This window comes from Chitinibacter tainanensis DSM 15459 (assembly GCF_000429785.1).
Classification (GTDB): domain Bacteria; phylum Pseudomonadota; class Gammaproteobacteria; order Burkholderiales; family Chitinibacteraceae; genus Chitinibacter; species Chitinibacter tainanensis.
Genome location: NZ_KE386952.1, coordinates 308,944 through 325,626, shown reverse-complemented (window position 1 = coordinate 325,626; position 16,683 = coordinate 308,944). Strand labels below are relative to the sequence as shown.

Annotated in this window: 13 protein-coding genes; 6 read left to right on the top strand and 7 right to left on the bottom strand. The window is 57.8% G+C overall.

Annotated elements, in window-relative coordinates; genetic code table 11:
- Window positions 1–68: 68 nt before the first annotated feature.
- A complete protein-coding gene (locus G482_RS0113960; RefSeq protein WP_051259076.1) occupies window positions 69–2,561 on the bottom strand; it encodes an esterase-like activity of phytase family protein in 2,493 nt (830 codons plus the stop codon).
- Between the two features lie 268 nt (window positions 2,562–2,829).
- Window positions 2,830–3,045, bottom strand: coding sequence for a hypothetical protein (locus G482_RS0113955; RefSeq protein WP_028450544.1), 216 nt, complete (start codon window positions 3,043–3,045; stop codon window positions 2,830–2,832).
- A 455-nt stretch (window positions 3,046–3,500) separates the two neighbouring features.
- On the opposite strand from G482_RS0113955, the gene G482_RS0113950 reads away from it, so the two are divergent.
- Window positions 3,501–4,847: an esterase-like activity of phytase family protein gene (locus tag G482_RS0113950; RefSeq protein WP_051259044.1), complete on the top strand. Its 1,347-nt coding sequence runs from the start codon at window positions 3,501–3,503 to the stop codon at window positions 4,845–4,847.
- 113 nt (window positions 4,848–4,960) lie between these two features.
- On the opposite strand, the gene G482_RS0113945 is transcribed toward G482_RS0113950, so the two are convergent.
- Complete coding sequence (locus G482_RS0113945) at window positions 4,961–5,557, bottom strand: YitT family protein (RefSeq protein WP_034619750.1); 597 nt, start codon at window positions 5,555–5,557, stop codon at window positions 4,961–4,963.
- A 191-nt stretch (window positions 5,558–5,748) separates the two neighbouring features.
- Here G482_RS0113945 and G482_RS0113940 point away from each other — a divergent pair, with 191 nt between their 5' ends.
- Window positions 5,749–6,345 carry a TetR/AcrR family transcriptional regulator gene (locus tag G482_RS0113940; RefSeq protein WP_028450541.1) on the top strand — a complete coding sequence of 199 codons (597 nt, stop codon included), beginning with the start codon at window positions 5,749–5,751 and terminating at the stop codon, window positions 6,343–6,345.
- Between the two features lie 110 nt (window positions 6,346–6,455).
- Complete coding sequence (locus tag G482_RS0113935) at window positions 6,456–7,196, top strand: NADPH-dependent oxidoreductase (protein ID WP_028450540.1); 741 nt, start codon at window positions 6,456–6,458, stop codon at window positions 7,194–7,196.
- Window positions 7,197–7,410: 214 nt separating this feature from the next.
- Here G482_RS0113935 and G482_RS0113930 read toward each other — a convergent pair whose 3' ends face one another.
- Together G482_RS0113930 and G482_RS0113925 are read right to left on the bottom strand one after the other, a co-directional pair.
- A complete protein-coding gene (locus G482_RS0113930; protein WP_028450539.1) occupies window positions 7,411–8,454 on the bottom strand; it encodes a hypothetical protein in 1,044 nt (347 codons plus the stop codon).
- Window positions 8,455–8,634: 180 nt separating this feature from the next.
- Window positions 8,635–9,831 (bottom strand): MFS transporter, encoded by a 1,197-nt coding sequence (locus G482_RS0113925; RefSeq protein WP_034619749.1) that lies wholly within the window; start codon window positions 9,829–9,831, stop codon window positions 8,635–8,637.
- A gap of 73 nt (window positions 9,832–9,904) precedes the next feature.
- Between G482_RS0113925 and G482_RS0113920 the strand changes: the two genes are divergently transcribed.
- From G482_RS0113920 to G482_RS0113910, 3 genes are all read left to right on the top strand, one after another.
- A complete protein-coding gene (locus G482_RS0113920; RefSeq protein WP_051259043.1) occupies window positions 9,905–10,720 on the top strand; it encodes an AraC family transcriptional regulator in 816 nt (271 codons plus the stop codon).
- A 205-nt stretch (window positions 10,721–10,925) separates the two neighbouring features.
- Window positions 10,926–11,516 carry an NAD(P)H-dependent oxidoreductase gene (locus G482_RS0113915; RefSeq protein ID WP_028450536.1) on the top strand — a complete coding sequence of 197 codons (591 nt, stop codon included), beginning with the start codon at window positions 10,926–10,928 and terminating at the stop codon, window positions 11,514–11,516.
- 174 nt (window positions 11,517–11,690) lie between these two features.
- Window positions 11,691–12,500 carry a transporter substrate-binding domain-containing protein gene (locus G482_RS0113910; protein WP_028450535.1) on the top strand — a complete coding sequence of 270 codons (810 nt, stop codon included), beginning with the start codon at window positions 11,691–11,693 and terminating at the stop codon, window positions 12,498–12,500.
- Between the two features lie 94 nt (window positions 12,501–12,594).
- On the opposite strand, the gene G482_RS0113905 is transcribed toward G482_RS0113910, so the two are convergent.
- Both G482_RS0113905 and G482_RS0113900 read right to left on the bottom strand, forming a co-directional pair.
- Complete coding sequence (locus G482_RS0113905) at window positions 12,595–14,946, bottom strand: YgiQ family radical SAM protein (protein ID WP_028450534.1); 2,352 nt, start codon at window positions 14,944–14,946, stop codon at window positions 12,595–12,597.
- A 176-nt stretch (window positions 14,947–15,122) separates the two neighbouring features.
- Window positions 15,123–16,634, bottom strand: coding sequence for a GAF domain-containing protein (locus G482_RS0113900; RefSeq protein WP_028450533.1), 1,512 nt, complete (start codon window positions 16,632–16,634; stop codon window positions 15,123–15,125).
- Window positions 16,635–16,683: the final 49 nt, after the last annotated feature.

Below are 16,683 nucleotides of genomic sequence, written 5' to 3'. Positions count from 1 at the left end.
GTATGTTAGAGCAAACCAATAAAAAAGCCCGCAAGCGCGGGCTTTTTTATTGGGCAGGCCGGCGCGGTTTATTTCAGTTTCAGTGGGCTTGGCAGGGTGATCAACATAAATTCGTTGTCATCCGGCAGCTTGGTGCCCATGTGGCGACCCACGCTAAATGGGTAGTTGTTGTCGTTGAGCACGCCGAGGGTGTTTTCATCGATCACCACCACGTCCTCGATGGTGACAAACGGCATCGCAAAGACGCCACCCAGCCCGATATCACCATTGCTGGCAGTGCCGCTGATGCCTTTTGGATCTTTAATGTCCATCAGGTTGACCAGTTCGGTTTTCTCAACGTAATCACCGGCTTTACCCAGCTTGATCTTGAAGAGCTTTTTAAAGCCAGCCAGATCGCCGGTGCTGTTATCGCGCTCGATAATGATGCCTTCTTCGGCGTTAAACAGGATAAAGTCGCCGATATTGGTGCCTTTGGCGTCCAGCTTGTACTTGAAGGTTTTGCCGGTGTATTTACGGCTAGCGATATCAAATTCGCTGATCAGCAGCGTTTTATCATCGTGGCCAGTCAGCGGTTGTTCCAGCAGCGGGTACAGCTTGCTGCCATCGCTTGAGAGCGCCATACCTTCAAAACCACCAGATTTCTTCGCGCGGAATGGATTGCTGGTGGCGGTGCTGCGATATGGCCAATACAGGCCGGCCATCCACGGCGTGTTTTTGCCGTTTTCATCCTGCATATTGGTGCCGTCATCGGTATTGGCCGGATCTGGGTAGATCGGGAAATCACCAAACAGATACACGGTACGAATGGCCGGGAATTTCTCTTGTACCCGCAGCAGGGTGCGGAAATCGAAACTCTGGATGTCGGCGCGCGCTTCCATCTTGTTGTCGACAATCACTTTGGCCAGCGTATCGGCCATTTGCTCAAAGCCCACGGTGCGGTCTTTGTAGACTTTATCGTGGTTGTCTTTGTCGCTGCGCGGATTGATCTTGGTTTCGATGTTAAAGCGGACGGTCTTGGCGTTGGCCACGCGTTTGGCCGCATCCGGATGGGTTTTGCCCGCGCCGGTGCTGTAGTAGTCAATATAGGCCGTAACCAGATCGAAGATATCCTGCGTTTTGGGCAAGACATACGGGCTGGTGTAACCCTTGGCCGTGGCCAGTGCGGCCGAAACTGGCGAGAGAGCCACGTCGTTGCTCTGGTCGGCGCCGCGGAAGACTTTATCGCAGATATAGTCGGCCTGGATTTGCGCCAGTGTCAGGTCTTTGATCAGCACTTCTTGCTTGATGTCGTTGTACGGCGTGCCATCGGTACGGCGGCATTTCTGGGTTTCGATGTAAGGGTCGTGCTTCAGTACGGAGACGCCATCTTTGGTGATGCCCGAATCGGTTTCCAGCGTGGTCATCAGATTATCCAGCGCGGCCTCAAAGGCGGGCAGGGTGTTTTCTGGGCGCAGATTGCGCGCGCCACGGTGGCCTTGGGCGTCAAATTTGGCCGGGTCGATCAGGCCGTCTTTGGTCAGGTAGTCACCAGGTACGCCGTCTTTGTTGGCATCAAATTCTTTCACCGCCGCCAGCAGCAGATCAGGGCGATCAGAGATAATGCCGCTCACGCCGGCTTTCAGTAGCTCGGTCATTTTGGTTTTATCGTTCACCGTCCAGGTCACCACCTGATAGCCAGCGCTCTTGAGCGAGGCAACATCAAAAATCTCGCTAGTGGCTGGGGTGAGGCCCGGTTGCGGGTTTTTGCCGCGGGCGTAGTGGGCGTCCGGGCTGGATTTCACGCCATTGGCGTCGTATTTCAGCTGCACAAAGTACGGCGAGAACACCGGCGCACGTTTGGCGCCAAAGCTCTGCGCATGGGCGCGCACGGCATTCATGATGCGCACCGCGCTGCCTTCTTCGCTGTATGGGTTTTGCGGCGAGCGGATTTCCAGGCCGGCATTTTCGCTATCCATCAGCTTGATTGGCGCTTCCAGCAGCACGCCATTGGCGTCGGTATGCAGCAGGAACGGGCCAAATTCATCGCCAAACCACAGCGTGCCATCCGGTGCGCGCTGCATCGATTCGATGTCAAAGTCGGCGCCGGTCAGTACGCGCTCTTTGCTGAATTGATTGGTGATCGCAAATGGGATCAGTTTATTCGGGTCTTTCAGCTCGATGAATTTCTCGGTCTTGATGCTGCCATCGCCGCCAGTGGCGGTTTTGAAATTCGGGCGGATGGTGTACACGCGCAGATTAAAGTCAGCCGAGTTTTCGATGCTGCCGTAGCCGTTGTCGGCCATCACCAGGAAGCTGCCATCGGCGTTTTTCAGAATCGCTGAAAAGCCTTGTACCGGCTGTTTGGCAAACGGCGCGCTGTGGCCGTTAAACAAAGTCCCGCCCAGATATTGGCCCGAGATCGGGCCATCGGCGAAAGTGGCGGCGGGCAGGATCGCGCGGCCGCTGAGCGTGGGCGCGGTGACGCTGCTGGTTGGAGTTTGCAGTTCGCCACCGCCGCACGCGGCCAGTAGCAGGGGAAGCAGGGCCAAGCCAAAAAGGCCGGCGCGGGCATGGGCAGACATATGCACCTCGTCATCAAAAAATGCCGCGAGCATAGAGGGCGCAGTTTGCAGGCCGTTTGCAATTACGCGACAAAGCGATGACGTCTAGATGGCGAAACGATGAAAGGTATCTGCTGCAGAGTTATAGCTGGAATAGGCTGTGGTGATATACATCACTGGGGTATTTGATTGGGCGACGAAAGGTAAAATGCCTTAATCTGATTCTGTGCGGCGCCCACAGCACAACGGCCCGCCGCAGCGAGCCGTTGTTGGGGGTGATGCGTCAGGCTTAGTGATGGCGGTGCGGGCGAAAGCGGATCGGGTCGATACTCATCTGGCTCAGATACATCAGGCCAATATAAATGCCGCCAAAAATCAGCATCCAGCCCAGCGGCAGGAGCAGCAATACGAGGCTGATTTCGCGCAGATCAAAGGCGCTGCTGAGCACGCCATACCCCAGTAAGCAGGTGATCCCGAGCAAAATCGGGACGGCACACATTTTCATTGAGAGCTGCATTTCGGTATCCCTTGTCTTGATTGATCATGCTGTTTGAATTTCAGTAAAGACAAGAAAATCACTTCGGCCTAGTGGCCGCCGCCCGTCGCGGGCTTGGCTTGCTTTTTGCGCGGCAGGGTATCGCCAGCCGCCGCTAAGCCCTGTCGATTTCGCCCACCGATACCGTACCGAGGTATGGCTTATCAAAACTTGAATGTAAGCCGACGAGTGGTGACGCTCAACGGCAAACGCTCGCGCGGTCGAGATTGCATCTATAGGTATGCGCATGAAGGCCTTTCTTTGTAATGGTTGGTTTTATATACAGGGTATGGGTATTTGGTGTTTGGGTTTTTGCTTAGCCTGCACGCCGACGCTTGCTGACTGGCGGTACCTAGCCAATTTGTCATCGTTTCGTCATCGCTGCTGCGTAATATTGCAAGCAGATTTCATTTAACGAGGTGGGTATGCAGCAATGGGCATGGATGCTGGCGGCAGTGCTGGCAAGTGGGGCGCAAGCGGGCGAGGCTTTTCGCGCCGAGAGCGTCAATCATCCACAGGTGGCGGCGGTAGAGCGCTATGCGCTGCAAAGCCCGGCCAAGTTCAATCTGCTGTACAGCGGTGCGTTTGCCAGCGAATTTCCGCAGGGGCTGCCGTTTGCGCCGGGCTCGGGTCTAGCGTTTAAGGGTAAAGATGCGCAGGGTAATTTGCTGTTCTGGGCCACCGGCGATCGTGGCCCGAATGGCGATGCGCCGCGCGTGCAAGAGGGTGGCAAAAAGCTGGAGAGCAAGATTTTCCTCACCCCTGATTACCAGCCCCGTTTTGCCCAGATCAAGCTGGTGCGAGGCAAGAGCGCCAGTGTAATCCAGAGCCAGCCGTTCCAGTTTGCTGAAGGCCCAGCGAGCGGTTTGCCGCTGCCAGCAGGTACGGTGGGGGCGACCGGTGAAGTGGCGCTGAGCGACACGCTGGCGGTACTACCGGCGCATCCGCGCGGGGTAGATCCTGAGGGCATCGTGCCTGATGGCAAAGGTCATCTGTGGGTGGTGGATGAATATGGCCCCTTCCTGCTGAAAGTGGAAGCCAAAACCGGCAAAGTACTGCAACAGCTGGCCCCGGGCCGCGGCCTACCCGAGGTGCTGCAATACCGCCAGCCAAATCGAGGCTTTGAAGCTGTGGCGCGCACCCCCAATGGCAAGATCTACGCCATGCTGCAATCCACCCTCAATATCAATGGCGAAACCAAACACAGCGCCGGCATTATCCGCTTGCTGGAGCTAGACCCGACCACCGGCGCGACCCGTATGCTGGGCTACCCGCTGGATAGCGCCGCCTACAAGAAAAATGGCGATGCCAAAATCGGTGATCTGGTGGCGCTGGATAATCAGCGCTTCGTGCTGGTGGAGCAGGGCAAGGGCAAAGATAAACAGATGCGCAATGTGCTGTATGTGATCGACATTGCCGGCGCCGAAGCTTTACCGCAGCTGGAGGGCAAAGAGGCCGAATACGCTACCGCCGAGCAATTGGCCGGCCTCAAGCTGATTCGCAAGCAGCGGATGTTTGATCTGCGCGAAATCGGCTGGCAAGCCGAGAAGGCCGAAGGCTTAACGGTGGTTGATGGTCAGCTGGCGCTGATTAACGACAACGATTTCGGCCTGAAAGCCGAGCTGGCCAGCGGCAAAGATCTGGATGATGTACTGATCAAAGATGGCCGTTTGCCCGAAGGCGAAGCGCTGCAGGTCAAAGCCACTAAGGAAGACTCCGAGCTGTGGCTGCTGAAACTGAAACAGCCGCTGAGCGCGTATTACCCGCAGTAAAATAGGTCGGCACCGGGCTGAGCTGAAATCAGTCAGGTGCCTTTACCTAGTTATGCATGCATCATGCGTATTGGCTTGAATGCTAATTAATATAAGGCACACAGCCTAATACACTACATGCCCATATAGCGGCCAGGGCGGTGATTGATGGCAATGACCAGATTCAGCGCCACTGCGCCCATGATCGATAGCAATAGTTTCTCGCCGCTCACCGTCATGGCGCCGGCGGCCAAAATACACAGATCAAACACCAGCTGGATATGCCCGGCACGCCAGCCATGGCGCTGCTGCAAAAACAGCGCCATCACGGTCACCCCGCCAAGGCTCGCCTTGTGCCGGATCAGCATTAAAATCCCGATCCCCGCCAAAAGACCGCCAATAATGCTGGCAAACCAGGGCTGTAGCTGGCCAAATTGAATCCAGTGCGGCAGCCAATCGGCCAGCACCGACAGCATGGCGATGCACAGAAAGGTTTTGAGCGTAAATTCGCGCCCCAAAACACGGTAGGCAAACAGATAAAACGGCAGGCTAATGGCGAAAAAGATCGCGCCATAGGCCCAGTGGGTGGCGTAATACAGCAAAAAGGCCAGACCAGTAATCCCGCCAGTGAGCAAACCGGCGTGCTTGAAAAACTGGATGGCCAGCGCCATTAACAAGACACCGGTGAGTAAGCCTTGGGCGTCTTCCAGCCAGGTATGGCGTTTGGGCATGGTGATGCTCCACAGCAGCAAAGGTGCGGCACGATAAGGGAAAATCACGCGCAGCGCAGTTGGGTTTTTCCACAGTTAGTTGCACGCTAGCCTGCGCACAGCCGGCATTGCGGCAAATTCCCACTGCAACAAGTGACGAGCGGCAAGGGTGGGGGCTTGCTACTAGACCAGTCGTCTAGTAGGATGGCGCCATGATGAAAACCAGCACCGACGATACCCGCAGCCATCTTCTGGCCACCGCTGAGCAAATTATCTTGCATAAAGGCTTTGCCGCCACCGGTTTGGCCGAAATTTTGCAAACAGCGGGCGTGCCCAAAGGCTCGTTCTATCATTATTTCCGCTCGAAAGAAGGCTTTGGGGTGGCGATGCTGGAGCGGTATTTTGCCGATTACCAGGCGCGGCTGGCACAGCAGCTTTCGCCCGCGCAGGGCAATGTCCGCGCGGCTTTGTTGCAGTATTTTGGCGGCTGGATCACCCATCAGCAATGCCAGGCTGGCGGCTGTCTGGCGCTGAAATTGGGCGCGGAAGTGGCCGATTTATCCAGCGCCATGCGCACCACGCTGGCTCAAGGCACCCAAGCCATCGAAGCCTTGCTGGGCGAAGCAATTGCCCGCGGTCAGCACAGCGGCGAACTGGTGGCCAGCCAGCCGCCTAGCCAGCTGGCCAGCACTTTGTATAGCTTGTGGATGGGCAGCGCCTTGCTGGGCAAGATTCAGCAGAGTAGTGCGCCGCTAGAGCGCGCTTTGCAACAAACCGAATGGTTATTGCCGGCAGGGCCGGCCCAATAAACCGCGCCGGCCTGCGGGCCGGTAGATGTTTCGTCGCCTCACGGCGGCTTTTTTTGAGTTTTAAACTAGACGACTGGTCTAATTGATTGACTGTACTTTGGAGATACACCATGAATGCCACGCTGGAACTGATGCACCAACACCGCAGTGTCCGTAGCTACACCGAGCAAGCCATTGAGCCCGCAGTGCTGGATGCCATTTTGGATGCAGCCTACAAAGGCCCAACCTCGATCAATGGCCAGCAAGTATCGCTGGTGGTGGTGCAAGATGCTGCCCGCCGCGCCAAAATCGCCGAAATCGCCGGTGGCCAGCCCTGGATTGCCCAGGCGCCGGTGTTTGTGACAGTGGTGATCGATTTCCATAAAACCAGCCAGGCTTTGGCCAAGCACGGCATCGAACATGTGATTCAGCAAAGCGTGGAAGGCTTTGGTGTGGGCGCGGTCGATGCCGGCATTGCCCTGGGTAATCTGATGACCGCCGCACGGGCGGCTGGTTTGGGCGTGGTACCTATTGGGGGTATTCGCCGTGATCCACAGGCGATGATTGATTTGCTGCAACTGCCAGCGAATACCTTCCCGATTGCCGGGGTGGTGATCGGCCATGTAGCCACCGATAGCCCGCTGAAACCGCGTCTGCCACGAGCCAGCTTTGTGCATCACGAAACCTACCAAGCGGCAGAGCTGCCGGCGCACATCGATGCCTACGATCAAACGCTGAGCGAATTCTGGCAAAGCATTGGCCGTGGCGATGGCAAACCATGGTCGGCCAATACCGCGCAGTTCTACTCGCAATTCTATTTCCCGCAAGTGGCCCCAGTGGCACGCAAGCAGGGTTTTGGGTTTGACCAGTAATTAGGTGGCGCGGAGTAATATCCAATCCGGCTTAGGGTATATGTCTGTAGCGCTTAACAATAAAAGGCATTCAGCATATACCCCGCTGGATTTTTTGTTTTATTGGGCGGAAATCTATGCGATGTAGGCGCAACGAAATTGCCGCGCTGTTCCTCGGCGCCCTGCGATTTAAATAGTTAGATGGATTGACCTATTGCCGTGAGTGGCCTTGGGTTTACACCACCCAGCGCCCCTGCTGGTAGAGGTTGTCTTCCCCCAGCCATACCCCGCCGGCAATATCCACGAAGACATCGATGTGAAAGCGGGTGTCTTTGCGCTTGAATTGCGGTTTGTTGTAGCTGCCGTGTTTGGCGCCCAAGGATAGGTGCACGCCGCATAGGCGCTCGTAGGTGCCAATATCGCTCACGGTGTTCTCGCGATCAAAGGCGCGGTTGAGCCCAAGGCCCAGCTCGCGCAGCCATACTTCGCCTTCCACTTCGCGGATCCGCGCCAGCACTGCGTCGAATTCGGGGGTGCTGTCTTCCACGGCCACAATGCGCCCGGCGGCCACCTCGATGGTGATTGGGGTGGCGGGGAAATTGCAGTGGAAGGTGGTATCGCCAAACACATACACCTGCGCGCGGCCATGCACGCTGGTGAGGTCGATGGCTTCGGTAAATACTTCGCCAATCGGAAATTGCCCGCCAATATTGTTCAGCTGTCGATAGTCGCCGACATTGAGCTTGGCCGGCTCGAGCGGGCCGTAATGCAGTACATCGCCGCGTGCGCTGATCAGCCGGGCATGCGGGGCGCTGGCGATGCGCGCCTGCAGCGCCTGGCCGGTGCCCCGATAGTAGTCGGCATCGTAAGCCAGGGCGGCGATATAGCGCGGCGCCTCGGCATTAATCATGCGGGCAAGGTGTACGTGTTCGATGACCTTCAGCCCTTGCGCAAATAGCTGTACCCGCAGGCGATAGGCATCTAGCCGAAAATGCGTGGATTGAATCAACACCACCAGCGCGCCAGCGGGCAGCGCGGCAAAACGGGCCAGCACTTCTTCGTTACTCACTGTGCTGATTTCCAGCCGCGGCGCTTGCGGCAAGGCGGCCTGATACGCGTCGGCCAGCAGCGGGGCGAGCGGACATTCGGTATCAAACACGATCAGGGCGGGCGCGCCGGGCGGATGTTCAATCGCTTGTTCCACAATTTGCGCCACATGGTGCTGGGCTTGTTGACGATGTTCCGTGCTCAGTTCGCAATAATAAGGTGTGCCGCTCATGGGTATAGCCTGCTTCTTTATTTAAATCATTGCCTACAGACTTATACCCTGGTTGGGTATTTGGCAATGCTAGATCGCTGCAAAAATCCATTATCGCATGGGCTTGTGCAGCGATGTTTGCCTTGGCGCAGAACGGTCATGGTGGCTGCGCCGCCATGACCGATGCCGAGCAGGCGGTGCTTATTTCAGCTTGGGCAGCAAACCGGCCACAATCCCCAGTAGCGGCAAATAGGCCAGCGCCTGATACACCGCCACAATGCCATAGTGATCGGCCAGCCGGCCCACCAGCGCCGCGCCAAGGCCGGCGATGCCAAACGCCAGGCCAAAGAATAAACCAGCCACTGTACCCACCTTGCCCGGCATTAATTCTTGCGCGTACACCAGCATGGCGGAGAACGCCGACGACATAATCAGCCCCACCACGAAGCTCAGCAGCACGGTGCCGACTAGCCCCGCCTGCGGCAGCCACAGTGCAAAGGGCGCGGCGCCCAGAATCGAAAACCAGATCACCACTTTGCGCCCCAGCCGGTCACCAATCGGCCCACCGGCCAAAGTGCCCAGCGCCACGGCAAACAAAAACACGAACAGCAGCAGCTGCGCCTGTTGCGGCGCGAGGGCAAAGCGTTCGATCAGATAAAAGGTGTAGTAGCTCTGAAAGCTGGCCATATACACAAATTTGGTCAGCAGCAGCGTGAGCAACACGCCCATAATCCAGATGGTTTTCCCGCGGCTAAAGGGCATGGCTTTGGCTGTGGCATGGCGGGTTTGCGCCCGGTGCTGGGTGGTAAACCAGCGGCTAATCCAGTGCAAGACGGCCATGGCCAGCAAGGCGGCGCCAGAAAACCACGCCAAGCTGGGCTGCCCGAGCGGAATTACGATCAGCGCCGCCAACAAAGGGCCGCAGGCACTGCCGGCATTGCCGCCCACCTGAAACAGCGACTGCGCCAAGCCATGCTGCCCGCCCGAGGCCAAACGGGCAATGCGCGAGGCTTCCGGGTGAAAAATCGACGAGCCGGTGCCCACCAGCGCCGCGGCCAGCAACAACAGCGCAAAGGTGTGCGCTTGTGACAGCAGCAGCAAGCCCGCCAGCGTAAAGCCCATGCCGACGACTAGGGCGTGTTGCTGAGGACGGCGGTCGGTGATTTGCCCCACCAGCGGTTGCAATATCGAGGCCGCGAGCTGGTAGGTGAGCGTGAGCAGCCCCAGCTGGGTAAAACTGAGGTGGTAAGTGCCTTTCAGCATGGGGTAAAGCGCCAGAATCAGCGATTGCATCATGTCATTTAAAAAATGCGCGCTGCTGATGGCCCCCAGTACGCGGTATTGGGTGCGCTGCGCCGCATCGCTAACGGCGGCACGCACGGTGGCGGCGGTGGTCATGGTTGTACTCCTGCGGGTGAATGAAAACGACAAGCGTCTTGCGCAAGACAAAGCCATCTTAGGGCGCTAAGCTATGTCTGTCGCACGCAAATATGACAAACACCATCGAGAAAACGACATGCTGGTTGAGCGAGTTGGCCCCCTGCGGGCGATGCAGGGCGCCTTATTGCATGGCAAGGCCGCCGATCATCCGCCCGGCTCTAGCACCCCGCGGCATTGGCATGAGGTGACCCAGCTGCTGTATGCCATTAGCGGGGTGATGCGGGTGATTACCCCGCACGGGCAATGGATCGTGCCGCCCAATCGCGGGATCTGGGTGCCGCCCGGGGTGTGGCATGAGGTGCTGATGATTGGGCATGTGGAAGTGCGCTCGCTGTATGTGCGGCCGGATGCGGTGCCGGGCTTGCCTGAGGAATGTTGCGTACTGGAAATCACGCCGCTAATGCGCGAGCTGATTTTGGCCGCGATCAGTATTGATTATGAAGTGCAGCCTATGCCGCCGCGGCAGCGGCTGATCGCCGAATTACTGCTGAATGAAGTGAAATCGTTGCCCACCCTGAGTTTGCAGCTGCCCATGCCGGCTGACCCGCTGTTGGCCCCGATTTGCCGTGCGCTGCTGGCCGAGCCGGATGACGCGCGCAGTAGCGAAGATTGGGCGAACCACGCCGGGCTGGAAGTGCGCACTCTACAGCGACGGTTTCGCAAAGCCACCGGCATGACGTTGGGCGATTGGCGCCGGCAGGCGCGGCTACTGAATGCGCTGGAGCGGCTGGCGCAAGGCGAGCGGGTGCTGGATGTGGCGCTTGATTGTGGCTACAACAGCCCCAGCGCCTTTAGTGCGATGTTTAAGCGCCAATTTGCCTGCTCGCCCAGCGACTTTTTTGCTTAGGTCAGTCGACTTGACTGGTATGGTATGGGTATTGCCTTGTGGCCATTGCTGGAAAATGCCTTTGGAGATATACCCTTGGTTGAACTTCAGCTTCTGCAGCCTGCATGTATTTTTACCAGCCCTAGCCGGTAAAAGTCGCCTATTGCCCACCCCGAGCGCGCGATATGCTTTTGACATTCTATTTTGTCTGCTCAGGAGGTGCCTTATGGCCCATGTTCTCATCATCAACGCGGCCAAAGCCATGGCGCATTCGGCGGGTGGCCTCAACAATGCGCTGACGGCGCTGGCGCAAGACGAGCTGGGTCAGCTAGGGCATCAGGTCAGCGTCACTGAGCTGGAAGCAGGCTACGAGATCGAGACCGAAGTCGAGAAAATCTTGGCCGCGGATGTGCTGATTTACCAAATGCCAGCATGGTGGATGGGCCCACCATGGACGTTGAAAAAATACCTCGATGAGGTCTTTACCGCCGGCCACGGCCGGCTGTATGCCAGCGATGGCCGCAGCCGCCACGATGCGAGCAAAAAATACGGCTCGGGCGGGCTGTTGGCGGGTAAGCGCTATTTGCTTTCGGTCACCTGGAATGCCCCTACCGAGGCCTTTAGCGACCCGGCGCAGTTTTTTGAAGGGCGCGGGGTGGATGCGGTGTATTTTCCGCTGCATAAAGCCAATCAGTTTCTGGGCCTGCAGCCACTACCCACCTTTATGTGCAATGACGTGATCAAAGCCCCACAAATCGAGAATGATTTTGCCCGCTATCGCGACCATCTGCGCGCAGCACTGCGCCAGCTTGGCTAATCCTCCGCCCGCGCTGTCGGGCTTAGTTGTTTCCCTAACAGGCTGCTGTCATAAATTGGCCTACACTGCGCGACTTGCATCGTCTGGCTTTCCCTTCGCGGGATGGAAAAGGCGCTGCAGTTCGCCGCAGAACGGCTACATTAAAAAGACCATCGCACCGCAAGGGGAAGCAGTATGTTTCGTTCCTTATTGGCCATCGTATTGCTGGCCATGACCCAATGGGTTCAGGCTACATCGCTGGAAAGCATTCAGCGCAACGGCACCATCGTGATCGGGGTGCGTGATTCTTCGCCGCCGTTCTCGCAAATGGATCCGCAAACCCGCGCCTTGCGCGGCTATGACATTGATTTCGCCCTGGGCATTGCCAAGCGCCTGAATGTCAAACCAATCTTCAAAACCTTGGAATCCAATGATCGCCTGCCGTGGCTGAAACAAGGCAAGGCTGACATCGTCATTGCTGTGCTATCGCGCACACCTGAGCGGGAAAAAGAGATTGATTTCAGCGTGGGTTATTTTGTGACCGATACGCGCATTCTGGCCAAAAAAGGTCGTTTCAAGAGCGATAAAGACTTAGCCGGCGCTTATCTGGCGGCGGTAAATGCCTCAACCGGCGCCAAGCTATTGCGGCAAAACTTCAGCAAAACCAAGCTGGCCGAGTTTGATGATGTGCCGGAAACCATCAAGGCGCTGAATGCCGATATCGTGGAAGGCGTGGTGGATGATGCGCCAGTGCTGGCCATGGCGCTGAACAAACTGCCGGAAGCCCAGCGCAATCGCTACGCGATTACCGATTTCGCCTTGGCGCTGGAAGTGTATTCGGTCGGTATCCCTAAAAACGAGAAAACCCTGCAAACTGCGATTAATAATGCGCTGGTGGATATAGAAAACAGCGGCGAAGCGCTGACGATTTTCAACCGCTGGTTTGGCCCGGCCAGCAGCGCGCCGATTGCGCGGATTTTCAAAATCAACCCAAGCCGCAATTAAGCCTTAGCCAGTACTGATCGCCAGAATAAAAAGCCCCGCAGTGCGGGGCTTTTTTGTGGGCAGGTGTCGCCAGACTTGGTGGTATAAGCCGCGCTCAGCGTGGCTTTTTCGTACCACCGGCGGGCTTGCCCGCGGCTGGGCGTGGGCTGGTGGGGTTGGCGCCGGCCTTGTTGTTGGCCGGTTTGCCGCCGGCGTAATTTCTGGCGTGAGAGCTGGCGGGGCCACCGGCTTTGGCTAGGGGCTTGCCAGCGACATTGCGAGGTATTGCCCCAGCAGCATTTCTTTGATTGCCACTGCTGGCCTTACCCCGATTGGGTATCCGGCCCACAGAACCTGGGCCACCGCCACCGCGGGCATTGCCTTTTGGTGCGCTCATGGTTTTCTCGGCGGCGCTTTCTGGCGGGATCAGCTGGTGCTGCCCCGGGCCGATCAAATCGGCACGGCCCATATTGATCAGCGCTTCGCGCAGCAGCGGCCAGTTTTTCGGATCGTGATAACGCAAAAAGGCTTTGTGGACTTTACGGCGTTTTTCATCCCGAATGATGTCCACTTTTTCCGAGCTACGCGCAATGCGTTTGAGTGGATTGCGCTTGGTGTGCCACATGGTGGTGGCCATGGCCATCGGCGTGGGCGTAAAGGCCTGCACCTGATCGGGGCGGAAATTATTTTTCTTTAGCCACAATGCCAGATTAAGCATGTCTTCATCGCTGGTGCCCGGGTGGGCAGCGATGAAATACGGAATCAGATACTGCTTTTTGCCGGCCAGCTTGCTGTAGTGGTCGAACATGTCTTTAAAGCGCTCGAAGGTGCCGATACCCGGCTTCATCATCTTCGATAATGGGCCTTCTTCGGTGTGCTCCGGTGCGATTTTCAGATAGCCCGAGACATGGTGGGTGACCAGCTCTTTCACATATTCGGGCGATTCCACCGCCAGATCGTAGCGCAGGCCCGAGCCGATGGTGATTTTCTTCACGCCCGGAATCTTGCGCGCTTTGCGATAGAGCTGGATCAGGCTGCTGTGGTCGGTATTCAGGTTTTCACAAATACCCGGGTAAACACAGGACAGCCGGCGACAGGAGCGCTCGATGGCCGGGTCTTTACAGGCCAGCCGGTACATATTGGCAGTGGGGCCGCCCAAATCACTGATATGACCGGTAAAGCCGGCAGTTTTGTCGCGAATTTCCTCGATCTCCCGCAAGATCGAATCTTCCGAGCGGCTTTGAATCACGCGGCCTTCGTGCTCGGTGATCGAACAGAAGGTACAGCCGCCAAAACAGCCGCGCATGATATTGATCGAGAAGCGGATCATGTCCCAGGCCGGAATCACTTGCTGGCCATAGCTGGGGTGCGGATTACGAGCAAAATACTGGTCAAATACGTAATCCATTTCATCCGTTTTTAGCGGAATCGGGGGCGGGTTAATCCAGACATCGCGCTCGCCATGTTGCTGCACCAGCGCGCGGGCATTGCCGGGGTTGGATTCCAGATGCAGGGTACGGCTGGCGTGGGCATAGCTGACCGGATCGTAGGTTACCGTTTCGAAAGACGGAATCCGGATTACCGTGCGGCCGCGGATTTCCCGCCGCGCGGCCAGCCGTGCTTCACGTGAAACAATACGGATGGGCTGTGCGCCATCTTTGGGGGTATCGCTCTGCGCGCTTTGCTGGCGCTCGCTTTCATCGGCATACGGGTTGATTAATGGATCAATCTTGCCCGGATTGTCGACCACGGAAGAGTCCATCTCCACCCAGCCTTCGGGGCGCCAGCCCTGCGGCACCAGAAAGGCAGTGCCCCGCACATCGCGGATCTCGCTCATTTTCTCGCCGGCGGCAACCCGCTGGGTTACTTCAACCAGCGCGCGTTCGGCATTGCCATACAACAGTAGATCCGCCTTGCTGTAAATCAGCGCCGATTGGCGGATTTTGTCGCTCCAGTAATCATATTGGGCAATCCGGCGCAGGCTGGCCTCGATGCCGCCGGCCATAATCTGCACGCCCGGATAGGCCTCACGGCAGCGTTGGCAATACACGTTGAGCGCGCGATCGGGGCGTTTGCCGGCCACGCCACCCGCGGTGTAGGCGTCGTCCGAGCGCGGCTTTTTGTCGGCCGTGTAGCGATTGATCATCGAATCCATATTGCCGGCGGTGACGCCGAAATACAGCCGCGGTTTGCCCAGCTGTTTGAAATCTTCGGCGGAAGTCCAATCCGGCTGGCTAATGACCCCCACACGAAAGCCTTGCGCTTCAAGCAAACGGCCCAAGAGCGCCATGCCAAAGCTGGGGTGATCGATGTAGGCGTCGCCCGTCACGATGATGATGTCGCACTCATCCCAACCCAGCGCATCCATTTCCTTGCGGCTCATCGGCAAGAATGGGGCGGGCTGGCGGGCTTGCATGCCGGCCGGCAACTGGTAAATCGGGGTGAGGGGGGCTTGAACAGAACTCATGGCGACAACAAAACAGACTAATCGCGTATTGTCGCAGATTTGCGGCGCTTGCGGCAGCTAAATACTTGTTTTTTATTGGAATAGCGCGTATTTTGGCGCAGAAAGACCGTAGATTTTTTAGGGGTTTCGCCGCTTGGGCGAGTTTTTGCTTGCAGATCAGCCAGTTGCCGGGCGGATCACAACATGCGAGCTGCGAGCAGGGCCAGCCGCTCGGCGCGCAGGACATCCGCGCGTTGCCAGTTACGTTGCGGGCCGAGATGTTCAAAGCAGATGGCCGCAATTAAGCGCTCATCTTGCCTAATCGGGAAAAATAACAGCGCCCCGATGCCTTGTGCCGCCAGCGCCAGCTCGCTCCATTGCCAAGTATAAAAATGCCGCTCGGCGGCGTGAGCGATAATGGTTTCCCCCGCGGCCAGCTGCTCAAGCAGCGGCGTAAACCGTGGGCGGGCTAAATCGGGGCCGCAAGGTAGCGGCAACCCGGCTTGGTTGTGGCGGAGTTTGCATTGCAATTGCTGCCCATCGGCAGCAAGCTGCCACCAGCTGGTTTGCCCCACTTGTAGCACCTGGCAGGCCACTTGGCACAGCTGGCTCCGCGCTTCGGCACTGGCGGGGCCGGCCAGTAAGGGGCTGCAAGCCAGATCAAGCAGCAGTTGATCTGGGCTTGGCGTGCTGGCCGTGAGCTCAGCCAGCGCGGCCAAGGGGTCGCGCTGGGTGGACTGGCTGATTTGCTGCTCGAGCTGCCAGGCGCTGTGCAGGGTGTAGTAGGCGGTGGCAAATTCATTGAGCTCGGCGTTGATTTCGCCGAGTAGCAATTGGCATTTGAGCTGCAGATGTTTGGCATTGGCCTGTTTGGCGGCTTCGAGCGCTTGAAAACCCATTTGCAGCGCTTCTTTGGGGCGTTGCAGCCGCAACAGGCACTCGCTGCGTTGTAGGCGCGCCTGCCCTAGTGCCCACCAATAGCTGCTGCGCTCGGCCAGCGTGCAGGCGGCTTCCAGCGCGGTTAAGGCCAGCGAATAGGCTTGTTTATGCAGATACAGCCCGCCTACACGCAGCAGGGCTTCGGCTTCATCATCGGCATGCTGCAGGCTGCGGGCGAGATCAAGCGCATGATTAAACGCCGCCAGTGCTTCATCCAGTCGCTGCAATTTTTGTAGATTAACGCCCAGATTGATTTTGGCCTGCAATAGCAGCCATGCATCGGCCGCGGCCTCGGCACGCTGGATGGCTTCGCTGTGCAGGGCAATGGCGCGGGCCGGATCGCCCAGCACATCGTAGATTTGCCCCAAGCCCATTTTGGCCTTGATCCACGGCACCACTTCTTGCGCCAACTCGGCCACCGCCAAACAACGAGCCCAGTGCTGCAGCGCTTCTTGGTAGCGGGCGCTGGCGTACAGGGCGCGACCAATCAGGGTCAGTAAGCGCGCCTGCGCCGCCAGCAGATGCTGGCTTTCGGCCATTTGCAGGGCTTCGTATTGCAGATTGAGCAGTTGATCGCCATAGCTGATTTGCGACATCAGCTCCACAGTGGTGATCAGCCCGACGGCGTCGTGCTCTTGCCGGCTGCGCAGCAGCAGGCTGTCGAGCTGGGCCTGCGCCTGGGTGCGGCGATTGTGCAGCTGGCCATTGATCTGGGCGATCAGCTGGCTAAATTCGGGGGTGGCGCTAAAGGGCTGCTGCAGCACTTGCATGACGAACACCGGGGAAGGAATGCTTCCCAGTGTAGCGCCTGAGCGCTAA

What these genes read in the sequence shown, in the direction of transcription:
- G482_RS0113960 (WP_051259076.1), bottom strand. Translation starts at nt 2,561, where the DNA reads ATGTCTGCCCATGCCCGCGCCGGCCTTTTTGGCTTGGCCCTGCTTCCC.
- G482_RS0113955 (WP_028450544.1), bottom strand. Translation starts at nt 3,045, where the DNA reads ATGAAAATGTGTGCCGTCCCGATTTTGCTCGGGATCACCTGCTTACTG.
- G482_RS0113950 (WP_051259044.1), top strand. Translation starts at nt 3,501, where the DNA reads ATGCAGCAATGGGCATGGATGCTGGCGGCAGTGCTGGCAAGTGGGGCG.
- G482_RS0113945 (WP_034619750.1), bottom strand. Translation starts at nt 5,557, where the DNA reads ATGCCCAAACGCCATACCTGGCTGGAAGACGCCCAAGGCTTACTCACC.
- G482_RS0113940 (WP_028450541.1), top strand. Translation starts at nt 5,749, where the DNA reads ATGATGAAAACCAGCACCGACGATACCCGCAGCCATCTTCTGGCCACC.
- G482_RS0113935 (WP_028450540.1), top strand. Translation starts at nt 6,456, where the DNA reads ATGAATGCCACGCTGGAACTGATGCACCAACACCGCAGTGTCCGTAGC.
- G482_RS0113930 (WP_028450539.1), bottom strand. Translation starts at nt 8,454, where the DNA reads ATGAGCGGCACACCTTATTATTGCGAACTGAGCACGGAACATCGTCAA.
- G482_RS0113925 (WP_034619749.1), bottom strand. Translation starts at nt 9,831, where the DNA reads ATGACCACCGCCGCCACCGTGCGTGCCGCCGTTAGCGATGCGGCGCAG.
- G482_RS0113920 (WP_051259043.1), top strand. Translation starts at nt 9,905, where the DNA reads ATGTCTGTCGCACGCAAATATGACAAACACCATCGAGAAAACGACATG.
- G482_RS0113915 (WP_028450536.1), top strand. Translation starts at nt 10,926, where the DNA reads ATGGCCCATGTTCTCATCATCAACGCGGCCAAAGCCATGGCGCATTCG.
- G482_RS0113910 (WP_028450535.1), top strand. Translation starts at nt 11,691, where the DNA reads ATGTTTCGTTCCTTATTGGCCATCGTATTGCTGGCCATGACCCAATGG.
- G482_RS0113905 (WP_028450534.1), bottom strand. Translation starts at nt 14,946, where the DNA reads ATGAGTTCTGTTCAAGCCCCCCTCACCCCGATTTACCAGTTGCCGGCC.
- G482_RS0113900 (WP_028450533.1), bottom strand. Translation starts at nt 16,634, where the DNA reads ATGCAAGTGCTGCAGCAGCCCTTTAGCGCCACCCCCGAATTTAGCCAG.